Consider the following 18,260-nt stretch of genomic DNA (forward strand, 5'->3'; position numbering starts at 1 on the left):
TCCCGCAGCCGAACGACCAAACATCACCGGCCCGAGCGCGGGGAAGCGGCCGTTCCCCGGCTGCCGGGGGACGGCCGCCTCCTCGTCGTCAGGCGCCCGTGGCCGCCGTCCTGATCGTGGCCAAAGCCCGGTCGAGGGACAGGACGTCGGCGTACTTGGCCTCCAGGTCGAGCAGGTTGGCCTCGTGCAGCCGGCGGTCGCGGTCCCCGCACGCCTCGTCCACCACCAGGGGCCGGAACCCGTGCTGGAGGGCGTCGGTCGCGGTGGCCCGGACGCACCCGCTGGTGGTCAGGCCGCAGATCAGCAGGGTGTCGATGCCGGACGCGGTCAGGGTGGCCGCGAGCGACGTGCCGTGGAACGAGCTCGCGTACTGCTTGGTGACCACCGTCTCGCCCGGCGCGGGGGCGGTCCCCTCGGCGAAGTCGCCGAGGGGACCGCCCTCTTCGAAGACGCGCAGCGCGGGGACCTTGCGGCGGAACAGCCCGCCGTCGGCGGCCCCCGGCCGGTAGCTCACCCGGGTGAACAGCACCGGCAGCCCGGCCGTCCGCGCCGCCCCGATCAGCGTGATCGACGCGGCCACCGCGTCCTCGACCGGGGCGCGCAGCGGCGACCCGTCCACCAGGTAGGCGCGGACGAGATCGACCACGAGCACCGCGGGAGAGGTGCCGCAGCCGAGGCTCGCGCCGAAGCCGGAGCCGCGGTAGTCATCGGCGAGGTCGAGGTCCCTCGCCGGCCCGCCGCCGCTCATCGCCGGGCGCGCAGGGCGGCGGCCGAACGGACGTCGACCGGCGGGCTCGGCGCCGGCAGGCCGGTCTCCTCCTCGCAGCGGGCGAGGATCTCCTCCAGCGGCGGGCCCATGTCGAACACGGGGATCTCCGGCCGCGCGGCGGACATCTCCGCCCGCAGGAGTTCGGTGGCCGCCTCGTCGAGGACGCCTTCGGCGGTGCAGACGACGCCGTAGTCGCGGGCGCCGTCGGCGGTCACCAGGCCGCGCCGCACCTCCAGCGCGACGCCGTCGGCGGGACGGGCCAGGGGATCGCCCCATCCGCCGCCGCCCCACGTGACGAAGTGCAGGACGTCGCCGGGGCCGACCGGAACGTCATGGATCTTGCTGGGCAGCACCTCCCGGGTGCCGTCGGCCCGGTCGATCCACTTGCGGCCCCGCTCCCCCGGACGCCCGCCGTTCACGCCCCACGGGTAGGTGAGCCAGCGGTCGTCGTGGATCGCGATCGTGCCCGGCTCCTCGAAGCAGTACGCCACGTCCACGCCGTTGCCGCCGCGGTGCAGCCCGGCGCCGCCGGAGTCGGCGATCGTCTCCCACCGCTCGATGCGCAGCGGGTAGTACGACTCCAGGTACTCGCAGGGGATGTTGACGAACGACGGCCACAGCGAGTGCCCGTCGGGGCCGTCCCCGACCGGGCGTCCCGGGACCCCGCCGAACCCGATCGAGTACAGCTGGAACCACTCGCCCTCACGCGGGCCCGAGGTGTAGTGCCCCGAGTACATGAAGTGCGGCGACGACGAGAACCCGGCGGCGTTCAGGATCTCCGGGTTGGTCTGCCCGAGCAGCCCGCCGAACAGGTCGAACACCCGGCCGATGCCGTGGTTGCGGGCGTTCAGCGCGGCGGGATGGCGGGGCTTCCAGAACGAGTCCTCGGGGATCGTCACGTCGATCAGCGGGTAGAAGCCGTCGTTCCACAGGATCTGCGGGTCCGCGACCGTGATCACGTAGATCCCGAAGAACATCCGGACGAGGTTCTCGTTGATGAAGTAGTTGATCGGCCCCACGGCCTGCGGGGCGGCGTGCGAGAAGTCCAGATGGATCTTCTCGCCGGTCCGGGTCAGCGAGATCTTCAGCTCGTAGGGGCCGTAGCCGCAGCCGTCGTCGCAGATGTAGTCGGCGAACTCCAGCGTCTGGCCGTCCTCGAACAGCGTCGCCAGCAGCACCTTCATGGCCTGGTAGTTGCGGTCCAGCAGGTCGTCCAGCGCGGACAGGTACGTCTCGACGCCGAACCGGTCGCACAGTTCGGTCACCCGGCGGGCGGCCGTGGTGCAGGCGGCGGTCAGCCCGTTCAGGTCCGCCCGGTTCCAGTCGGGCATGCGCACCTGGTTGAGGATGATTCTCAGCGCCGCCTCGTTGAGCACGCCGCCCTCGTACAGCTTGAAGGGCGGGACGATCACGCCCTCCTCGTAGATGGTGCGGGCGTCGGCGGGCATCGAGCTGGGCGTCTTGCCGCCCACGTCCGACATGTGCCCGAACATCGACGACCAGCCCACCAGCCGGCCCTCATGGAAGATGGGCACCACCAGCAGCCAGTCGTTGGCGTGGCTGATCGCCGCGCCGCACGCGTACGGGTCGGACGTCATCAGGATGTCGCCCTCGCCGATCGTTCCATCGAAGTTGTCGAGGAAGTCGGGGACCGACAGCCCGAACTGGCCCACGACCATCTTGCCGTCCGGGTTCGCGATCAGCGGGAACTCGTCGTGCTGCTCGCGGATGCCCGGGGACAGCGCGGTGCGGAAGAGCACCTCGTCCATCTCGTAGCGCGCGTTGCGGAGCGCGTTCTCGATGATGTCCAGGGTGACCGGGTCGACGTCGACGCGGCCGGCCGGCTCGGTGTCGGTCTGCAGGATCTCGGCCATCAGCGCTCCTCGTTCAGCGGACGGATCAGGAGGCTGCCGCTGGGGTGCACGGTCGCGGCGTGCCCGGGCAGCACGAGGGTGGTGGAGTCCATCTCGACCACCACGGCCGGGCCCGGCACGACGTCCCCGGCGAGCAGCTTGGAACGGTCGAAGACGCGGGCGGACGCGGGCGCGCCGTCCATCCACACCTCGGTCTCGCGGACCAGCGCCGCGGACGGGTCGCCGGTCCCCTCCGGCAGGGTGCGCCAGGCGACCTCCGGGCGCGGGCCGCTCACGGTGACCCGCAGGTTGATCACCTCGCGCTCGTTGTCGAGCAGGAAGGAGAACAGCCGCTTGTGCTCGGCGTCGAACGCGGCGCCCAGCTCGGCCAGCAGATCGCCGTCGACGACGTCGCGGTCCAGCTCGACGGGGATCTCGAAGCCCTGCCCGTGGTAGCGCAAGTCGATCTGGTAGCTCTCGGTCTGGCCGTCGCGCGGCACGCCCTCCGCCTCCAGCCGAGCGGCGGCGGTGTCGGCGAGTTCGAGGAGCGCGGTGCGCAGTTCGGCGTCGCCGAGTGTCGAGAACCGGCGCACCATCGTGCGGGCGGCCTCGTCGCGGGCGCACGTCGTCGCGTCCCCGTAGGCGCACAGCACGCCCGGGGACGGCGGGACGATCACCGGCCAGGAGCCGGTCAGCCGGCCGAGCGCGTTGGCGTGCAGGGGGCCGGCGCCGCCGAACGACACGAGCGCGAAGTCGCGCGGGTCGAAGCCCTGCTGGACGCTGATCAGGCGGAGCGCGCCGAGCATGTTCTCGTTGACGATGTCGATGATGCCCGCCGCCGCGGCCTCCACGCCGGGCAGCCCCATCGCGTCGGCGATGCCGCGCACGGCCTTGCGGGCGGCCTCGGCGTCCAGCGAGATCTCCCCGCCGGCGAGGTCCTGCGGCAGGTGGCCGAGGACGACGTTGGCGTCGGTGACGGTGGGGTCGGTGCCGCCCGCCCCGTAGGCGGCCGGGCCGGGGTCGGCGCCCGCGGACTGCGGGCCGACGCGCAGCGCCTTGGTCAGCTCGGGGACGTGCGCGATCGAGCCGCCGCCGGCGCCGACCGAGCGGACGTCGACGCTGGTGGCCCGGACGGTGAGGTCGCCGACGCTGGTCTCCCGGCCGATCCGCGGCCGCCCGCCGAGCACCAGCGCCACGTCGGTGGAGGTGCCGCCCATGTCGAAGGTGAGGAAGTCGTGGTGGCCCGCCTGCTCGGCGAACCAGATCGCCCCCGTCACGCCGCCGGCGGGGCCCGACAGCAGCAGCGCCACCGGGTCCTCCGCCGCCTTGGCGGCCTTGGTCAGCCCGCCGTCGCTGCGCAGCACCGACAGCGGCGCGGTGATCCCGCTGCCGGACAGGGACCGGTCCAGGTTGCTGACGTAGCGCGACACCTCGGGCTGGACGTAGCTGTTGGCCACGGTGGTGACGGTGCGCTCGTACTCGCGCATCTCCGGCAGGACGTGGCTGGACAGCGACACCGGGACGCCGGGGAGCTCCTCGGCCGCCAGCTCCGCCACCCGCCGCTCGTGCTCGTCGCTCGCATACGAGTTGATGAGCGCGATGGTCAGCGCCTCGATCCCCGCCCCGGCCAGCCTGCGCAGCTCGGCGCGGGCGCGTTCCTCGTCCAGGGGGGTGACCACGGAGCCGTCGGCGGCGATCCGGCCGGGGATCTCCACCGTGTGCTCCAGCCTGGCCAGCGGCTCGGGCTTCGGCCAGATGATCCAGCCGGCCAGGCCGCCCGGCACGTACGACCGGGCGATCTGCAGGACCTGGCGGAACCCCTCGGTCGTCACCAGCCCGACCCGCGCGCCCTTCCCCTGCAGGATCGCGTTGGTCGCGACGGTCGTGCCGTGCAGGACGTGCGCGACCTCGGTCAGGTCGATCCCGGCGTCCCGGCACACCTTGCGGATGCCGTTCAGCACGCCCTGGGACTGGTCCGCCGGGGTGGACGACGTCTTCGCCCGGTGGCTGACGCCGGTCTCCTCGTCTACGAGCAGCACGTCGGTGAACGTGCCTCCTACATCAACGCCTAGGCGATATCCCATACTGGCCTCCCGGTGCCGTGGTCAGACGATCCCGCGCTCGGACAGCGCGGCCATCTCGTCCTGGTGAAGGTCCAGGAGGCCGCCGTACACCTCCTGGTTGTGCTCGCCGAGCCCCGGGCCGGGGTGCCGGACCGATCCGGGGGACTCGCTGAGCTTGGGAAACGCGTTGTGCATCGGCAGTTCGCCGAAGTCGGGGTGGGCCAGCCGCACGATCGCGTCGCGGGCGGCGAAGTGCGGGTCCTCGAACATGTCCCTGGCGGTGTAGATACGGCCCGCGGGGACGCCGTTCGCGTGGAGGGTCTCCAGGAGCTCACCGGTCCCGATGCCCGCCGACCAGGCGGAGATCACCTCGTCCAGTTCGGCCATGTTCCGGCCGCGGGCCGCGTGCCCGGCGTAGCGGGGGTCGTCGCTCAGTTCCGGGCGGCCCATCGTCTTCGCGAGCCGCGCGAAGACCGTGTCCTGGTTGGCGGCGATCAGGATCATCTCGCCGGACGCGGTCGGGTAGACGTTGCTGGGCGACACGTTCGGCAGGACGGAACCGGTGCGTTCACGCTGGTAGCCGGCGACGGCCCACTCGGGGAGCAGCGACTCCATCATCGCCAGCACCGCCTCGTAGATGGCCGAGTCGACGATCTGGCCCCGTCCGGTGCGGGTGCGGTGGTGCACCGCGACGAGCGTGCCGATCGTGGCGAACACGGCCGCGAGCGAGTCGCCGAGCGAGATCCCGGCGCGGGACGGGGCCTTGTCCGGGTCGCCGGTCACGTACCTGATGCCGCCCATCGCCTCGCCGATGGACCCGTATCCGGCGCGCGGAGCGTAGGGGCCGCTCTGACCGAAGCCCGACACGCGCACCAGCACGAGCCCCGGGTTCGTCTCGCGGAGCCGTTCGAAGTCCAGGCCCCAGCGCTCCAGCGTCCCGGGGCGGAAGTTCTCCACGACGATGTCGGCCCGCTCGATGATCCGCCGTGCGAGGTCCTGCCCCTCGGGGGTGCGCAGGTTGCAGGTCACCGACTTCTTGTTGCGCGCGACCACCGGCCACCACAGGGACTTGCCGTGCGGCTTCTCCCGTCCCCACTGGCGCATCGGGTCGCCGACGCCCGGCGACTCCAGCTTGATCACCTCGGCGCCGAAGTCGCCGAGGAGCTGCCCGCAGAACGGGCCGGCGAGCAACTGGCCCATCTCCACGACGCGCAGGTCGGAGAGCGGGCCTCGGGCGTCCGGTGCGGCGCCGTTTTCGATGGACATCTGGCGGGTCCTCTTTCGTGTGTTCACATGCGCGTTTCCTGCGTTCACATGTGCTCGCATGTGGTCGATCGGCTCGCATGTGGTCGGTCGGGGTTCGGGGAGCCCGGACGGAGGGTCGGCCGGGGAGGCCGGTTCAGGCTTCGGCGGCGCGGAGGAGCACCGCCTTCGCGGCGAGCACATGGGCGCGCGTCACCGACTCGGCCCAGGTGCCGTCGCCCGCGCGGAGCGCGGCGACCAGTTCGCGGTGGTGCGCGAAACTGCGGGCGAGGTCGTCCGGCGAGTAGCGGTGGAAGGTGCGCATCACCAGCGGAAGCTGCGTGACGGCGCTGAGCATGGACACCAGCCGGCCGCTGGCGGCGGCGGTGCGGACGATGCCGTGGAACTCGGCGTTCAGCTCGGCGACCCGGTCGAGGTCCTGCCCGTCACCCGGCTCGGCGGCCTGCTCGATGAGGTCGCACAGCTCCGCCATCCGGTCGGTGTCCTTGGGCTCGACCCGGGTGGCGGCCCGCCGGGCGGCGGCGCCCTCCAGCAGCATCCGCAGTTCGTAGATCTCCTCCAGGTCGTCCGGTGTCCAGCCGGGGACCCGCGCGCCGCGGTGCGGCAGGATCTCGACGAGCCCCTCGACCTCCAGCTTGCGCAGCGCCTCCCGGACCGGCGTCCGGCTGGAGCCGGTGGCCTCGGCCAGCTCGGCCTCGCCGAGGCGCGTGCCGGGCGGGTGGACGCCGTCCAGGATGTCGGCGCGCAGCCGTGTGTAGACACGGTCCACGGCTCGGACCATCCGAACCTCCTCGAAGTCGATTGCATGCAACATAGGCAATGATTCCGCTTGACACAAGCCATGACGTGGGTAAATTCTCCATATCAGCCATTGATTGCATACAAAGGAGCCTCATGGCGGATGTCGAACTGATCGAGGTCGGGCCCCGGGACGGGCTGCAGAACGAGGCCGCGATCCTCCCGGCCGCCGACAAGGTCCGGCTCATCGAACGCAGCGTCGCCGCCGGGCTGCGCCGCATCGAGGCCGTCAGCTTCGTCAACCCCAAGCGGGTCCCCCAGATGGCCGACGCCGAGGCGGTGATGGAGCGGCTCCCCCGCGTCGACGGGGTCAGCTACGCCGGGCTCGTCCTCAACCCGCGCGGGCTCGACCGCGCGCTCGCGGCCGGTGTCGACGAGATCAACGTCGTGGTGGTGTCCACCGACGAGTTCAGCCGGCGCAACCAGGGCTGCTCGGTCGAGGAGGGCGTCCGCAACTGGGCCCGCATCGCCGAGCGGGCCCGCGCGGCCGGGGTCCGCCGCGCGGTCACCATCGCCGCCGCGTTCGGCTGCCCGTTCGAGGGCGAGGTGCCGGCCGACAAGGTCCTCGACCTCGTCCGGCGGGTCGCCGAGAGCGAGCCCGACGAGATCGCCATCGCCGACACGATCGGTGTCGGCGTCCCCGCGCAGGTGCGCACGCTCCTGGCTGGCGCCGCGCGGATCGCGCCGGACGTCCCGCTGCGCTGCCACTTCCACAACACCCGCAACACCGGGTACGCCAACGCCCTCACCGCCCTCGACCACGGCGTGAGCGCGCTGGACGCCAGCACCGGCGGATTCGGCGGCTGCCCCTTCGCGCCCGCCGCCACCGGCAACATCGCGACCGAGGACCTGCTGTACGCGCTGGACCGCACGGGCGTCACGACCGGCGTCGAGATGGGCACGGTCACCGAGACGGCGGCCTGGCTCGCCGGACGCCTCGACAACCCGGTGCAGGCATTCCTCGGCCGCGCCGGCTCCTTCCCCGCCGCGAACTGACGTCCCGGCCGGGCCTCCGGGCACACCGCGGATACGGTGGGCTCGATCCGGAGGGAGCGGTCATGACGCGGTCGTGGTGGGGATGGGGCAACGTCGAGGACGCGGTGCGCGGCAAGGAGCTGGACGCCCTGCTCTCCCGTGTGCGTGCGCTGACGTCCGGCGAGCTGACCGGTCACGAACCGCCCGGCATCGACTCGCTCGGCCTGCCCGCCGCGCGGGTCCGGGCACCGGACGCGCTCGCCGGTCTGTGCTCCGCCGACCCGGCCGACCGTGCCGCGCACGCGCACGGCAAGGCGTTCCGGGACGTGGTGCGCAACCTGCACGGCGATCTGCGACACGTCCCAGACCTCGTCGCCCGGCCGCGCGACGAACGCGACCTGATCGACCTGCTCGACTGGTGCGGCCGCGACGGCATCGCCGTCATCCCCTACGGCGGCGGCAGCTCGGTGGTCGGCGGCATCGAGCCGCGGTTCGACGGGCCCCCGGTGGTCACCGTCGATCTGGAGCGGCTGGACCGCGTCCTGGAGATCGACCCCGTGAGCCGGGCCGCCCGGATCCAGGCCGGCGTGTTCGGCCCCCACCTGGAAGAACAGCTCCGGCCGCGGGGACTGACGCTGCGGCATTTCCCGCAGTCGTTCGAGTTCTCCACGCTGGGCGGCTGGCTGGCCACACGCGCCGGCGGCCACTACGCGACCCTGTACACGCACATCGACGACATGGTCGAGTCGATGCGCGTCGTCACGCCGAGCGGCGCCGGCGAATCGCGGCGGCTGCCGGGCTCGGGCGCCGGGCCGTCCCCGGACCGGCTGTTCCTCGGCAGCGAGGGCGCCTTGGGGATCATCACCGAGGCATGGATGCGGGTACAGGAGCGTCCGCGTTGGCGGGCCAGGGCGTCGGTGCGCTTCGCCGACTACACCGCGGCGGTCACGGCCACCCGGGCGATCACGCAGAGCGGGCTGTACCCGGCGAACTGCCGGCTGCTGGACGCCTCCGAAGCACTGGTCAACACCGGTGTCGCCGTGGACGGCGGGGTGCTGCTGGTCGCGTTCGAGTCCGCCGACCACCCGGTGCGCACGTCGCTGGACCGGGCCCTGGAGCTGTGCCGCGAGCACGGCGGCGAGGTGCCCGAGGAGACCGCCGGGGAGAGCGCCGGCGACACCTGGCGGTCGTCGTTCCTGCGGATGCCCTACCAGCGGGACGCGCTGGCCCGGCATTCGCTGATCGTCGAGACGTTCGAGACGGCGTGCACCTGGGACCGGTTCGAGGAACTGCACCGGGCGGTCACCGAGGCGGCACGGCGGGCGGTCCACGAGATCGCGGGCGGCGGCGTGGTGACCTGCCGGTTCACCCACGTCTACCCGGATGGTCCGGCGCCGTACTTCGGGGTGTACGCGCCCGGCCGCTGGGGCGGCACCGTCGCCCAGTGGGACGAGATCAAGGCCGCCGTGTCCGAGGCGATCGCCGCGAACGGCGGCACGATCACCCACCATCACGCGGTCGGCCGCGACCACCGTCCCTGGTACGACCGCCAGCGCCCGGAGCCGTTCGCCGCCGCGCTGACCGCCGCGAAGTCCGCCCTGGACCCGGCCGGCATCCTCAACCCCGGCGTGCTCATCCCTTGACTTGCGGCGTGTCGCCCTCATGGAGGAGGCCATAAGGGCGACACGCCGCGAGTGAACGTTGTTCGGGGGTCTAGGGGTGGTCGTCGCCGGCGGCTGCCAGCCAGCGGCTATTGCGGACCGCCATTAGGCGGATGTCGTCTTCGGTGAAGCCCTCGGCCAGTAGGCGGTCGGCCATCAGGGCCAGGCCGTCCTCGACGGGAGGGTTGAACGGCTGGCCGAGGTCGCTGGACAGGACGGAGTGCTCGGGGCCCACGGCCCTGATGTTGTCCAGCCAGACGTCCCAGGAGACTTTGCCGGTGTACGGGGTGGTGAAGCAGCGTTCCATCAGGGCGCCCTTCGCCGCGAGTTCCCGCTGCCGGTCCACCCCGACCCGCTGGGAGGTGAACTCGGGGTGGGTGACGACGATGCGGCGCACCCCCGCCGCGACGGCCGCGTCCACGACGGCGGCGATCTCCGCCGTGCCGAGGTGGCCCGTCGCCAGCGTCATGTCGTGCTTGGCGATCACGTGGAGCACCTGCCGGGTGGCGCCGGTGACCCGCCCGTCCCCGTCGACGACGTCCACGGGGTCGGCCGCCATGCCCTCGGCCCGCAGCTCGTCCTGGAGCCGCGCCCACATCGGCGGACGCGCGCCCTCGGGATCATGCGACGTGCATGCGCGCTGGTTGGCGCTGTCGACGGTCGGCAGCCAGACGAACTGCGCCCCGGCGCGCCCGGCGAGTTCCACCGCGACGGGGTTCATGCCGCCGACCGAGCCGTTCAGGGTGATCGCGCCGACCGCGCCGAACCCGGGGACGGCGGCGCGGACCACGGCGGCGCGCTCCGCAGTGGGGAAATAGTGCGACTTCAGCACGAATCCGGCCAGGCCCGCCTCCGCGAACCTCGGCGCGAGCGCGAGGTCGTCGATGCGGCGTTCCATCACGTCGGGCGCCACATGGATGTGCACGTCGTAGGCACCCCGAACGAGTTCACGCGCTCGGTGCGACGGCCTCGGATGATCGGTCATCCCCGCACCCTATTCGCCGGGGGAGGGTGTCAACGGCCGTCCTGTTCCTCCTCGACCTGGCGGTTCCAGTCCCGTTTGGCGGCCTGCCAGCCGTCCTCGTCATGGCCGAGCCGCCAGTAGCCGGAGATGGACACGCGATCGCGGGGAACGCCGCGCTCGCGGAGCAGGAGCCGCCGGAGTTCCTTCACGGAACCGGCCTCGCCGTGCACGAACGCCTGCGGGGTACCGGACGGGAATTCGAGGTCGGTGACCGCGCGCACGAGAGCGTCTCCGGGCGGGGAGCCGTTCCGGTGCAGCCAGGTGATGGACGCGTCGCCGGACGTCCCCAGCTGCTGCTCCTCCTCGGGGCCGCTGACCTCGACGAAGACATGGGCACGCGCCCCTACCGGCAGCCGCTCCAGGGAGGCGGCGATGGCGGGGAGCGCGGACTCGTCGCCCGCCAGCAGGTGCCAGTCCGCGTCCGGGTCGGGAGCGTAACCGCCGCCCGGCCCGGTGAAGCGGACGTCGTCGCCCGGCCGCACCCGCGCGGCCCACGGGCCGGCGAGGCCCTCGTCGCCGTGGTACACGACGTCGACGGTCAGCTCGCGGGCGGCGGCGTCCCAGCGGCGCACGGTGTAGGTGCGCATGCTCGGCCATTGGTCACGCGGAAGCCGCTCCCGGATCCGCTGCAGGTCGAACGGCTCCGGGTAGGCGACCCCTTCGACCGGGAACAGGAGCTTGATGTAGTGGTCGGTGTACTGGTCCGCACCGAAATCCCCCATGCCAGCCCCGCCCACCACGAGCCGGATCATGTGCGGGGTGACGCGCTCGACGCTGCGCACCTGCGCGTTCCTGATCCGCGGATTCCTGCGTCCCGGACGTCCCTGACGTTCTCGCTTCGCTGGACGTTCTGCCAATGAAACCTCTCTCAGTAGTCGCCCGTGTCAGCCGGCGGGCTGGGGAGGCGTCACCCCGAGCTTGTCCGCGGCCGCCCGGAGCTCGTTCCACACCTTCGCCGCGACCGGGACGCCCTTGGCGGCGCGGGCCCGCGCGGTCGCCGCGCTGCGCTCGCCCGGGTACACGATCTCGGTGTCCTCGTCCGCGCGGGGCAGGCCCTTGAGCGTCTCCAGCGTCGTCCCGGCCGCCGCCGCGAACCCGTCCCCGCCGAACGCGGCCGGGTCGAGGGCGATGAGCAGGGCGTTCTGCCGGTGCTTGCGGCCCGCCGGGTCGTCGCCGTGGAACGACGACAGGATCGGCGCGCCGAGCAGCACGCTGGTGATCAGCTCGAACATCAGCGACATGCCCGCGCCCTTGGCGCCGCCGAGCGGCAGCGGCATCTTGGCGACGTTCGGATCGGTCGTGGGAACGCCGTCGGCGGTGGCCGCCGCGCCCTCGGGGAGGATCTTGCCCGCGTTGCGGAACTGGGCGATCTTGCCGAGGGCGATCTGGGCGGTCGCCATGTCGAGCAGCGCCGGGACGTGCCCCTCGGCGGGCACCGCCACCGAAAGCGGGCTGGTCGCCACGGCGGCGCCCTTGACGCCGGTGTAGCTCATGTTCGGCATTCCGGCCACGAACCCGATGCCGACGAGGCCCGCCTCGGCGATCCGGGACGTGTAGTAGCCGATCGCCCCGGTGTGGACGGTGCCGCGCACGCCCACGGCGCCGATCCCGTTGGCGCGGGACCGGTTCACCGCCTCGTCGGCGGCGACGGTCAGCGCGACGGGTCCGGGCGCGCGGTCGGCTTCCACGACGGCGGACGCGGCGGCCTCGGACACGACCCGGATGTCGGGGGCGGCGTTCGCGACCCCGGACTCGAACATTTCCAGGTAGCGGGGCACCCGCGAGGCACCGTGGGAATCGACGCCCCGCAGGCTCGCCCAGATCAGGACGTCGGTGAGCGTGGCGGCGTGCTCGGGCCCGACGCCCGCGCGGACGAACAGGTCCGTGACGAACCCCGACAGCTCCTTGGCGGGTACCACGACTTTCGGTGCTGGTGGCATGAGTGATGCTCCGATTTTCCGGGTCAGCCGGAGACGGTGTGGTCAGCGGGAATCTTGTGGTCAGCGGGACCTTTGTGATCAGCAGGGAACTCTGTGGTCAGCGGGAAACGGAGATGTTGACGATGGCGGTCGTCCCGCCGCGGACGGACTTCATCGCCCGGTCCAGCGCGGGCACGAGTTCCCCGGCGTGCCCGACCGTCTCGGCGTGCATGCCGAACGGCTCGGCGAACCGGGCCAACTCGGGCTGCCCGGCCAGGTCCACGCCGAGGAACTCGCCGGTCTCCACCGCCGCGCCCTCCGGGTAGAACCGCAGGTGGTTCATCTTCATCGACAGGTACTCGCGGTTGTTGAAGATGACGATCAGCAGGGGAATCCCGTACGCCCTGGAGGCGTCGAGCGACTGGACGATCGGGTTGTACATGAACGACCCGTCGCCCACGGTGAGGACGACCGGCCGGTCGGGTGCGGCGAGCTTGACCCCCATCGCGACGGCGATCCCTTGGCCGAGGCCTCCTTGCACGTAGAAGTAGGAGTCGGGGGTGCTGCGCGGCAGGTGGCGCTTGACGAACCGGCTGTGGGTGATGGTCTCGTCCACGACGATGGGGTCGGCGGCGGCGAGCAGCTCGCGGAGCGCGACGGCGACGCGGATCGGGTCGATCCCGTCGGCCTCGGCCGCGCGGGCCTCGGCGTCCTCCAGCGCCGCCGCGTCGGACGCGTGCCGCGCCCGCTGCGCCTCGCGCCGGGGCGCCACCCGGTCGTCGCTCGCCACGCCCTCGTCCCGGGCCCGCCGGGCCAGTTCGCGGAGCGTCGCGGCGACGCCCCCTTCGAGGTGACGGTCGGCGTGGTGGACCTGGTAGGCCATGTGCGGGCGCTGCGGGACGTCGTCGATCACGACGATCTTCGCCCTGGCCGGACGCCTGCTCGGCGGGTAGAAAGGGGCCCGGCAGTTCACCAGCAGGATCAGGTCCGCGGTGTCCATGTAGGGCCGATGTCGCCGCCGGCGTGCAGGGTGTGCGTCCGGGGGAAGTTGGTGCACACAGTCGAGCCGCCTGGCTCGATCACGGGGATCTGGAGCGTCTCGGCGAAGTCGGTGAGCGCCGCCGTCCCGCCGGCCTCGCGGCCCGCGGTCTCGGTGACGATCACCGGGTTCTCCGCGTCCGCCAGCAGCCCGAGGACCGCCTCGATGTCCTCGGGCGCGCTGACCGTCGTACCTCTGGGCGCGAGCTGCTTCGGCTCGCGCTCGTCCCACGGGTCCAGCAGGACTTCCAGGGGGACGTTGAGGTAGACCGGTCCCGCCGGAGCCCGCACGGCGAACTCGGCGGCGCGCGTCACCATGCCCGGCAGAACCGACACGTCGCCCACCTGGTTGGCCCACTTCACCCACGGCTGCGCCATCTGGTGTGGGCCGCCCACGACCGACAGATTGCGGTACCACTGGCCGCCCGGGTCGGGCCCGCCCCCGTCGCCGTAGGTGCTGGACTCCGACGACGCGACGACCATCGGAACCCCCGCCAGCAGGGCACCGTGGACGGCCATCGAACCCTGCAGCAGGCCGGGGCCGGCGTGCAGCAGGACGCCCTGGGGCCGGCGGGTCACCAGGCCGTAGCCGGTGGCCATGCCGACCGCGACCGTCTCGTGCGTCAGGTCGAGGTACTTCGGGCAGGGCAGTCCGTCACGATGGCGCCGCGCCAGCGACTCCCAGACCGGTGCCCACTCCGAGCCCGGCGAGGAGAAGATGAAGTCGGATCCGATGGCGTTGAACGCGCTGATGACGGCGTCCCCGCCATCAGCGCGGCGCGACTCGCCCGTGTTGGATCGGCCTGTACTCGGTCGGCCCGTGTTGGATCGGCCCGTGTTGGATCGGCCCGTGTCGGATCGGCCCGTGTCGGATCGGCCAGTGTTCGGCATGGAGGTCTCTCAGCCTTCGATCGGCCAGTCGAGGACCTCGCAGATGCCCCTGCCCATGATCCACTCCAGCTCCTCGGCGGTGAAGTCGAAGTGCTTGGTGAACTGCTCGATCGTGTCGGTGTAGGTGAGGCCGTGGCCGAGGAGGCGGGTGATGTCGGTGCCCCAGAAGCAGCGCCGGGAGCCCATCTTGTCGACCATCTCCCGCACGTACTTCTCGATGTTGAGGTTCGGGAACGGCTGGGTCGAGTAGCCCGGCAGGGCGGACACCTTGACGTAGATGTTGGGGTGCTCGTGCAGGTCCGCCGTCTCCTGCACCCAGTAGCCGATCGCGTCGTCCACGCAGCGGGCCATGATGCCCATGTGGTCGATGATGATCTTCAGGCCGGGGTGCTTCGCGGCGATGGTGCCGAGCTCGGCCTTCCAGATCGGCGCGTGCACCATGGTGGGGATGCCCAGCTCCTCGGCGACCGGCCAGTACCAGTCGTTGGTGCCGTCGATCATCCAGTTGCGGTCCTGGGGCCGGTGGAAGGTCAGGCGGGTGCCCTTGATGTAGGGGTTCTGGGCGAAGTCCTTCAGCATCGCCGTGCCCTCGACCGGGTCGTCCTGGGGGATGCGGGCCATGATCCCGAAGCGCTCGGGGTGGGCCTCGCAGGCCTCCAGGGAGTAGTCGATCCGGTTGCCCTCCCAGGACGGGGGGAGGATGAGCGCGCGGTTGACGCCGGCCTCGTCCATGAGGGCGAGGCACTCCTCGTGGCTGAAGGGGTCCTCGCGGTGGCCGTTGAGCCGGATCCGCTCGCGGGCTCCGGGAACCCACGGCCGGTCGGGCGTCTCTTCCTTCCAGATGTGGACCTGTGAATCGACGACGAACATGGCATGCTCCGTTTCCATTGGGGCATTTATTGAGGCATTTTGCCTGGAATGCAATTCTTACGGTAAGGCGGTGGTCCGGTTTTGTGGAGTCCGTGCCGCGCAATCGCTTGTTGCATGAATCGCGGCGGTCGTCAGGCTTTTTTCTTTCCTTCGATGACGTCGATGATGTACTCGGCGATGGCCATGGACGAGGTCGCCGCCGGTGACGGTGCGTTGCGGACGGCGGTGACCCGGCCGAGCCGGTGGACGCGGAAGTCGTCCACGAGTCCGCCGTCGCGGTCGAGGGCCTGGGCGCGCACCCCCGCCCCGGCCCGGACGACGTCGCCGGCGGCGATGTCCGGCACGTACCGCCGTGCCGCCTTCATGTAGGCGCGCTTGGACAGGGACCCGTGCATCTCCCGGACGCCGGTGCGCCAGTGCCGCCGCGCCATGCGCCAGGAGCCGCGCCAGCCGGCGATGCCGCGCAGGTCCCGCAGCGACACGTCCGAGCGGCGGTACCCCTCGCGGGCCAGGGCGAGGACGGCGTTGGGCCCGACCTCGACGTCGCCGGACACGCGCCGGGTGAAGTGCACGCCGAGGAAGGGGTAGCGCGGATCGGGGACCGGGTAGATGAGGCCGCGGACCATGTGCGTCTTCGCCGGGGTGATGGTCATGTACTCGCCCCGGAACGGGATGATCCGCGGCCCGGGGCCGTCGCCCGCGAGGCCGGCGACGACGTCGGTGTGGATGCCCGCGCAGATGATCAGGTTGTCGACCCGCACGGTGTCCTCGCCGGAGGCGACCTCCAGCCCGTCCCCGGCGGTGTCGATGCCGGTGACGGGGAAGGAGAGCCGCACCTCGCCGCCCGCGCCGATGATGTCGTCGGCGAACGACCGGGCGATCCGCGTGTAGTCGGTGATGGCGGTGTGCGGGGAGTGCAGCGCCGCCAGGCCGGTGGCGTACGGCTCGATCTCGCGGATGCCCGCCGCGTCCAGCCGCCGCATGCCGGGGACGGCGTTCACGTCGGCGCGGGCCTCCAGGTCGTCGAGGCGGGCCACGTCGTCCTCGTCGACGGCGACGACGAGCTTGCCGCACTCGTCGTAGGGAATCCCCCGTTCGGCGCAGTATTCCTGCAGCATCGACTTGCCGCGCGTGCACAGTTCCGCCTTGAGGCTGCCGGGCTTGTAATAGATGCCCGCGTGCACGACACCGGAATTGTGCCCCGTCTGGTGAACGGCGACGCGGTCTTCCTTCTCCAGCACGACGACCCGTGTCCCCGGACGCCGCCGGGTGATCTCCCGGCCGATCGCGAGCCCGATGATGCCCGCCCCGACAATGCCGGTGACCTCGTCAGCCATACACGTTTCCGTTCATTCGTCGTGCCCCTGCGAAATGCCCCGCGCCGGACCGGGCGTTCATACCCCGAAGTTGATCGCGTACGTCTTGACGCGGGTGTAGAAGCGCAGCGCCTCGGACCCCTGCTCCTTGAACGGCGAGCCGGAGTCGCGGAACCCGCCGAAGGGGTGGTGGACGTCCCAGCCGGAGGTCGTGGTGTTGACCGCGACCTGGCCGCAGTCGACCTCGTCGATGAACCGGTAGGCGGCGTTCAGGTTCCGGGTGAACACGGCGGCGGCGAGACCGAAGTCGGAGTCGTTGACCGCCTCGATCGCCTCGTCCAGGCCGTCGACCGGGCGCAGCGCGAGCACGGGGCCGAACACCTCGTGCCGCCAGATGTCCATGTCCGGCGTGACGTCCGCCAGGACCGTCGGGCTGACGTAGCAGCCGTGGGCGAGTTCGCCGGAGTCCGGCGCGTCCCCGCCCGCCTCGACGCGCGCCCCCTGCTTGACGGCGCGGGCGATGTCGTCGAGGACGCCGTCGCGGTGGGACGGGCTGACGAGCGGGCCGACCACCGTCCCGGGGGACGTGCCGGGGCCGAGCCGCAGTTCGGCGACCCGCACCCGCAGGATCTCGACGAACCGCGCGTAGGCCGCGCGTTCGACCAGCACCCGGCTGGTGGCGGTGCAGCGCTGCCCGGCCTGCCCGAACGAGGCGGCGACGACGCCCGCGGCCGCGGCCTCCAGGTCGGCGTCCGCGAGGACGACCGAGGCGTTCTTGCCGCCCATCTCCGCCTGGAACCGGACGTTGCGCGCGGCGAACCGCACCCGCAGCCGCTCACCGACCTCGTTGCCGCCGGTGAAGGTGACCGCGGCGATCCGCGGGTCGTCCAGCAGCGCGCCGGAGATCTCCGACGTCCGCCCGGTGACGACGTTCAGCACCCCGGCGGGGAGGCCTGCGTCGTGCAGGGCCCGCGCGAAGTGCAGCGCCGATCCCGGCGTCTCCGTCGCGGGCTTCAGCACCGCCGCGTTTCCGGCCGCGAGGGCGGGGGCGAGCTTGCGCGCCGGGGTCAGCAACGGATCGTTCCACGGCGTGATCGCGAGGACGATCCCGACCGGCTCCCGCTGGAACGCGGCGCGGGTCTGGGGGCGGGCGTCGTGCAGCAGGTCCCCGTAGCCGCCGCGGGCGCTGGAGGCGTAGTACTCCAGGAAGTCGGCGGCCTTCCGCACCTCGCCGCCGGCCTCGGCGAGCGTCTTGCCGTTCTCGGTGACGACCGCGGCGGCGATCTCCGCGGCCCGCTCCCGCAGCAGGACGGCCGAGTCGGTCAGCACGCGGGCGCGGTCGAAGGGCGAGGTCCTGCGCCAGACGCCGAAACCCGACTCCGCAGCGTCGTACACGCCCCAGATCGGCATGGAGATCAAGGTGCAGGTCGCGCCGCCTCCGCAGTTCTTCTCGACGTGGAACAGCGGCAAGTACGCGCTCGGGCTCGGCAGCAACGACGAGCTCACCGCCTACGACTGGTACAAGGCGTGGTTCGCCGCCGACGCGCCCGGCAACCCGTCGGGCGCCGAGAGCGAGGAGCTCAAGAGCGCGGCCGACGCCGCCATCAAGGCGGGCACCTCCTCCGAGGCCGGCAAGCTCTGGGGAGAGGTCACGCGCATCGTCTACGACGAGGCGCTGACCTGCGGCCACGTCGCGGGCGACGAGCTGATCGCATGGCAGTCCAAGCGCGTGGACGGAGTCAAGGCGCCCTCGCAGCCCTGGGAGGCGCACATGGTCGACTACAAGAACCTCCGGCCGAAGGGTGAGTAGCCAGTGGTGA

The 18,260-nt window shown here is 72.0% G+C and carries 16 protein-coding genes; 3 read left to right on the forward strand and 13 right to left on the reverse strand.

Translation table 11 applies throughout. The features are described from left to right. Nucleotides 1-88: 88 nt before the first annotated feature. From ACTWPP_RS21740 to ACTWPP_RS21760, 5 genes are all read right to left on the reverse strand, one after another. Nucleotides 89-748 carry an isochorismatase family protein gene (locus ACTWPP_RS21740; RefSeq protein WP_443106157.1) on the reverse strand — a complete coding sequence of 220 codons (660 nt, stop codon included), beginning with the start codon at nucleotides 746-748 and terminating at the stop codon, nucleotides 89-91. Next, complete coding sequence (locus tag ACTWPP_RS21745) at nucleotides 745-2,643, reverse strand: hydantoinase B/oxoprolinase family protein (protein WP_443106158.1); 1,899 nt, start codon at nucleotides 2,641-2,643, stop codon at nucleotides 745-747. The genes ACTWPP_RS21740 and ACTWPP_RS21745 overlap by 4 nt, the downstream gene beginning before the upstream one ends. Next, entirely contained in the window at nucleotides 2,643-4,706 is a 2,064-nt protein-coding gene (locus ACTWPP_RS21750) for a hydantoinase/oxoprolinase family protein (protein WP_443106159.1), read from the reverse strand. Before ACTWPP_RS21750 ends, ACTWPP_RS21745 begins: the two co-directional genes overlap by 1 nt. Before the next feature lie 21 nt (nucleotides 4,707-4,727). After that, nucleotides 4,728-5,951, reverse strand: a complete 1,224-nt coding sequence (locus tag ACTWPP_RS21755; RefSeq protein ID WP_443106160.1) for a CaiB/BaiF CoA transferase family protein — start codon at nucleotides 5,949-5,951, stop codon at nucleotides 4,728-4,730. Nucleotides 5,952-6,084: 133 nt separating this feature from the next. Further along, entirely contained in the window at nucleotides 6,085-6,729 is a 645-nt protein-coding gene (locus ACTWPP_RS21760; RefSeq protein WP_443106161.1) for a GntR family transcriptional regulator, read from the reverse strand. A 113-nt stretch (nucleotides 6,730-6,842) separates the two neighbouring features. Here ACTWPP_RS21760 and ACTWPP_RS21765 point away from each other — a divergent pair, with 113 nt between their 5' ends. Then, nucleotides 6,843-7,742: a hydroxymethylglutaryl-CoA lyase gene (locus tag ACTWPP_RS21765; RefSeq protein WP_443106162.1), complete on the forward strand. Its 900-nt coding sequence runs from the start codon at nucleotides 6,843-6,845 to the stop codon at nucleotides 7,740-7,742. 62 nt (nucleotides 7,743-7,804) lie between these two features. After that, a complete protein-coding gene (locus ACTWPP_RS21770) occupies nucleotides 7,805-9,364 on the forward strand; it encodes an FAD-binding oxidoreductase (RefSeq protein WP_443106163.1) in 1,560 nt (519 codons plus the stop codon). Between the two features lie 70 nt (nucleotides 9,365-9,434). Here the strand turns inward: ACTWPP_RS21770 and ACTWPP_RS21775 are convergent, their stop codons facing one another. From ACTWPP_RS21775 to ACTWPP_RS21810, 8 genes are all read right to left on the reverse strand, one after another. Then, complete coding sequence (locus ACTWPP_RS21775) at nucleotides 9,435-10,367, reverse strand: DUF6282 family protein (protein ID WP_443106164.1); 933 nt, start codon at nucleotides 10,365-10,367, stop codon at nucleotides 9,435-9,437. A 29-nt stretch (nucleotides 10,368-10,396) separates the two neighbouring features. Continuing rightward, nucleotides 10,397-11,188, reverse strand: a complete 792-nt coding sequence (locus ACTWPP_RS21780) for a siderophore-interacting protein (protein WP_443106165.1) — start codon at nucleotides 11,186-11,188, stop codon at nucleotides 10,397-10,399. 102 nt (nucleotides 11,189-11,290) lie between these two features. Further along, nucleotides 11,291-12,346, reverse strand: coding sequence for an Ldh family oxidoreductase (locus ACTWPP_RS21785; protein ID WP_443106166.1), 1,056 nt, complete (start codon nucleotides 12,344-12,346; stop codon nucleotides 11,291-11,293). A gap of 97 nt (nucleotides 12,347-12,443) precedes the next feature. Then, nucleotides 12,444-13,325: a thiamine pyrophosphate-dependent enzyme gene (locus ACTWPP_RS21790; protein WP_443106167.1), complete on the reverse strand. Its 882-nt coding sequence runs from the start codon at nucleotides 13,323-13,325 to the stop codon at nucleotides 12,444-12,446. After that, on the reverse strand, nucleotides 13,307-14,254 hold the full coding sequence (locus ACTWPP_RS21795) for a thiamine pyrophosphate-binding protein (protein WP_443106168.1): 948 nt from the start codon (nucleotides 14,252-14,254) through the stop codon (nucleotides 13,307-13,309). The genes ACTWPP_RS21790 and ACTWPP_RS21795 overlap by 19 nt, the downstream gene beginning before the upstream one ends. A gap of 9 nt (nucleotides 14,255-14,263) precedes the next feature. Continuing rightward, nucleotides 14,264-15,124, reverse strand: a complete 861-nt coding sequence (locus tag ACTWPP_RS21800; protein WP_443106169.1) for an amidohydrolase family protein — start codon at nucleotides 15,122-15,124, stop codon at nucleotides 14,264-14,266. Between the two features lie 131 nt (nucleotides 15,125-15,255). Then, nucleotides 15,256-16,461, reverse strand: coding sequence for an L-2-hydroxyglutarate oxidase (gene lhgO, locus ACTWPP_RS21805; RefSeq protein WP_443106170.1), 1,206 nt, complete (start codon nucleotides 16,459-16,461; stop codon nucleotides 15,256-15,258). Between the two features lie 57 nt (nucleotides 16,462-16,518). After that, entirely contained in the window at nucleotides 16,519-17,850 is a 1,332-nt protein-coding gene (locus ACTWPP_RS21810; RefSeq protein ID WP_443106171.1) for an aldehyde dehydrogenase family protein, read from the reverse strand. Here ACTWPP_RS21810 and ACTWPP_RS21815 point away from each other — a divergent pair. Continuing rightward, nucleotides 17,849-18,250 (forward strand): hypothetical protein, encoded by a 402-nt coding sequence (locus ACTWPP_RS21815; protein WP_443106172.1) that lies wholly within the window; start codon nucleotides 17,849-17,851, stop codon nucleotides 18,248-18,250. The two genes, ACTWPP_RS21810 and ACTWPP_RS21815, sit on opposite strands and share 2 nt — an antisense overlap. The last annotated feature ends 10 nt before the right edge of the window (nucleotides 18,251-18,260 follow it).

It is taken from the genome of Actinomadura sp. 3N407 (assembly GCF_052245875.1).
In the GTDB taxonomy this organism is placed as follows: Bacteria; Actinomycetota; Actinomycetes; order Streptosporangiales; family Streptosporangiaceae; genus Spirillospora.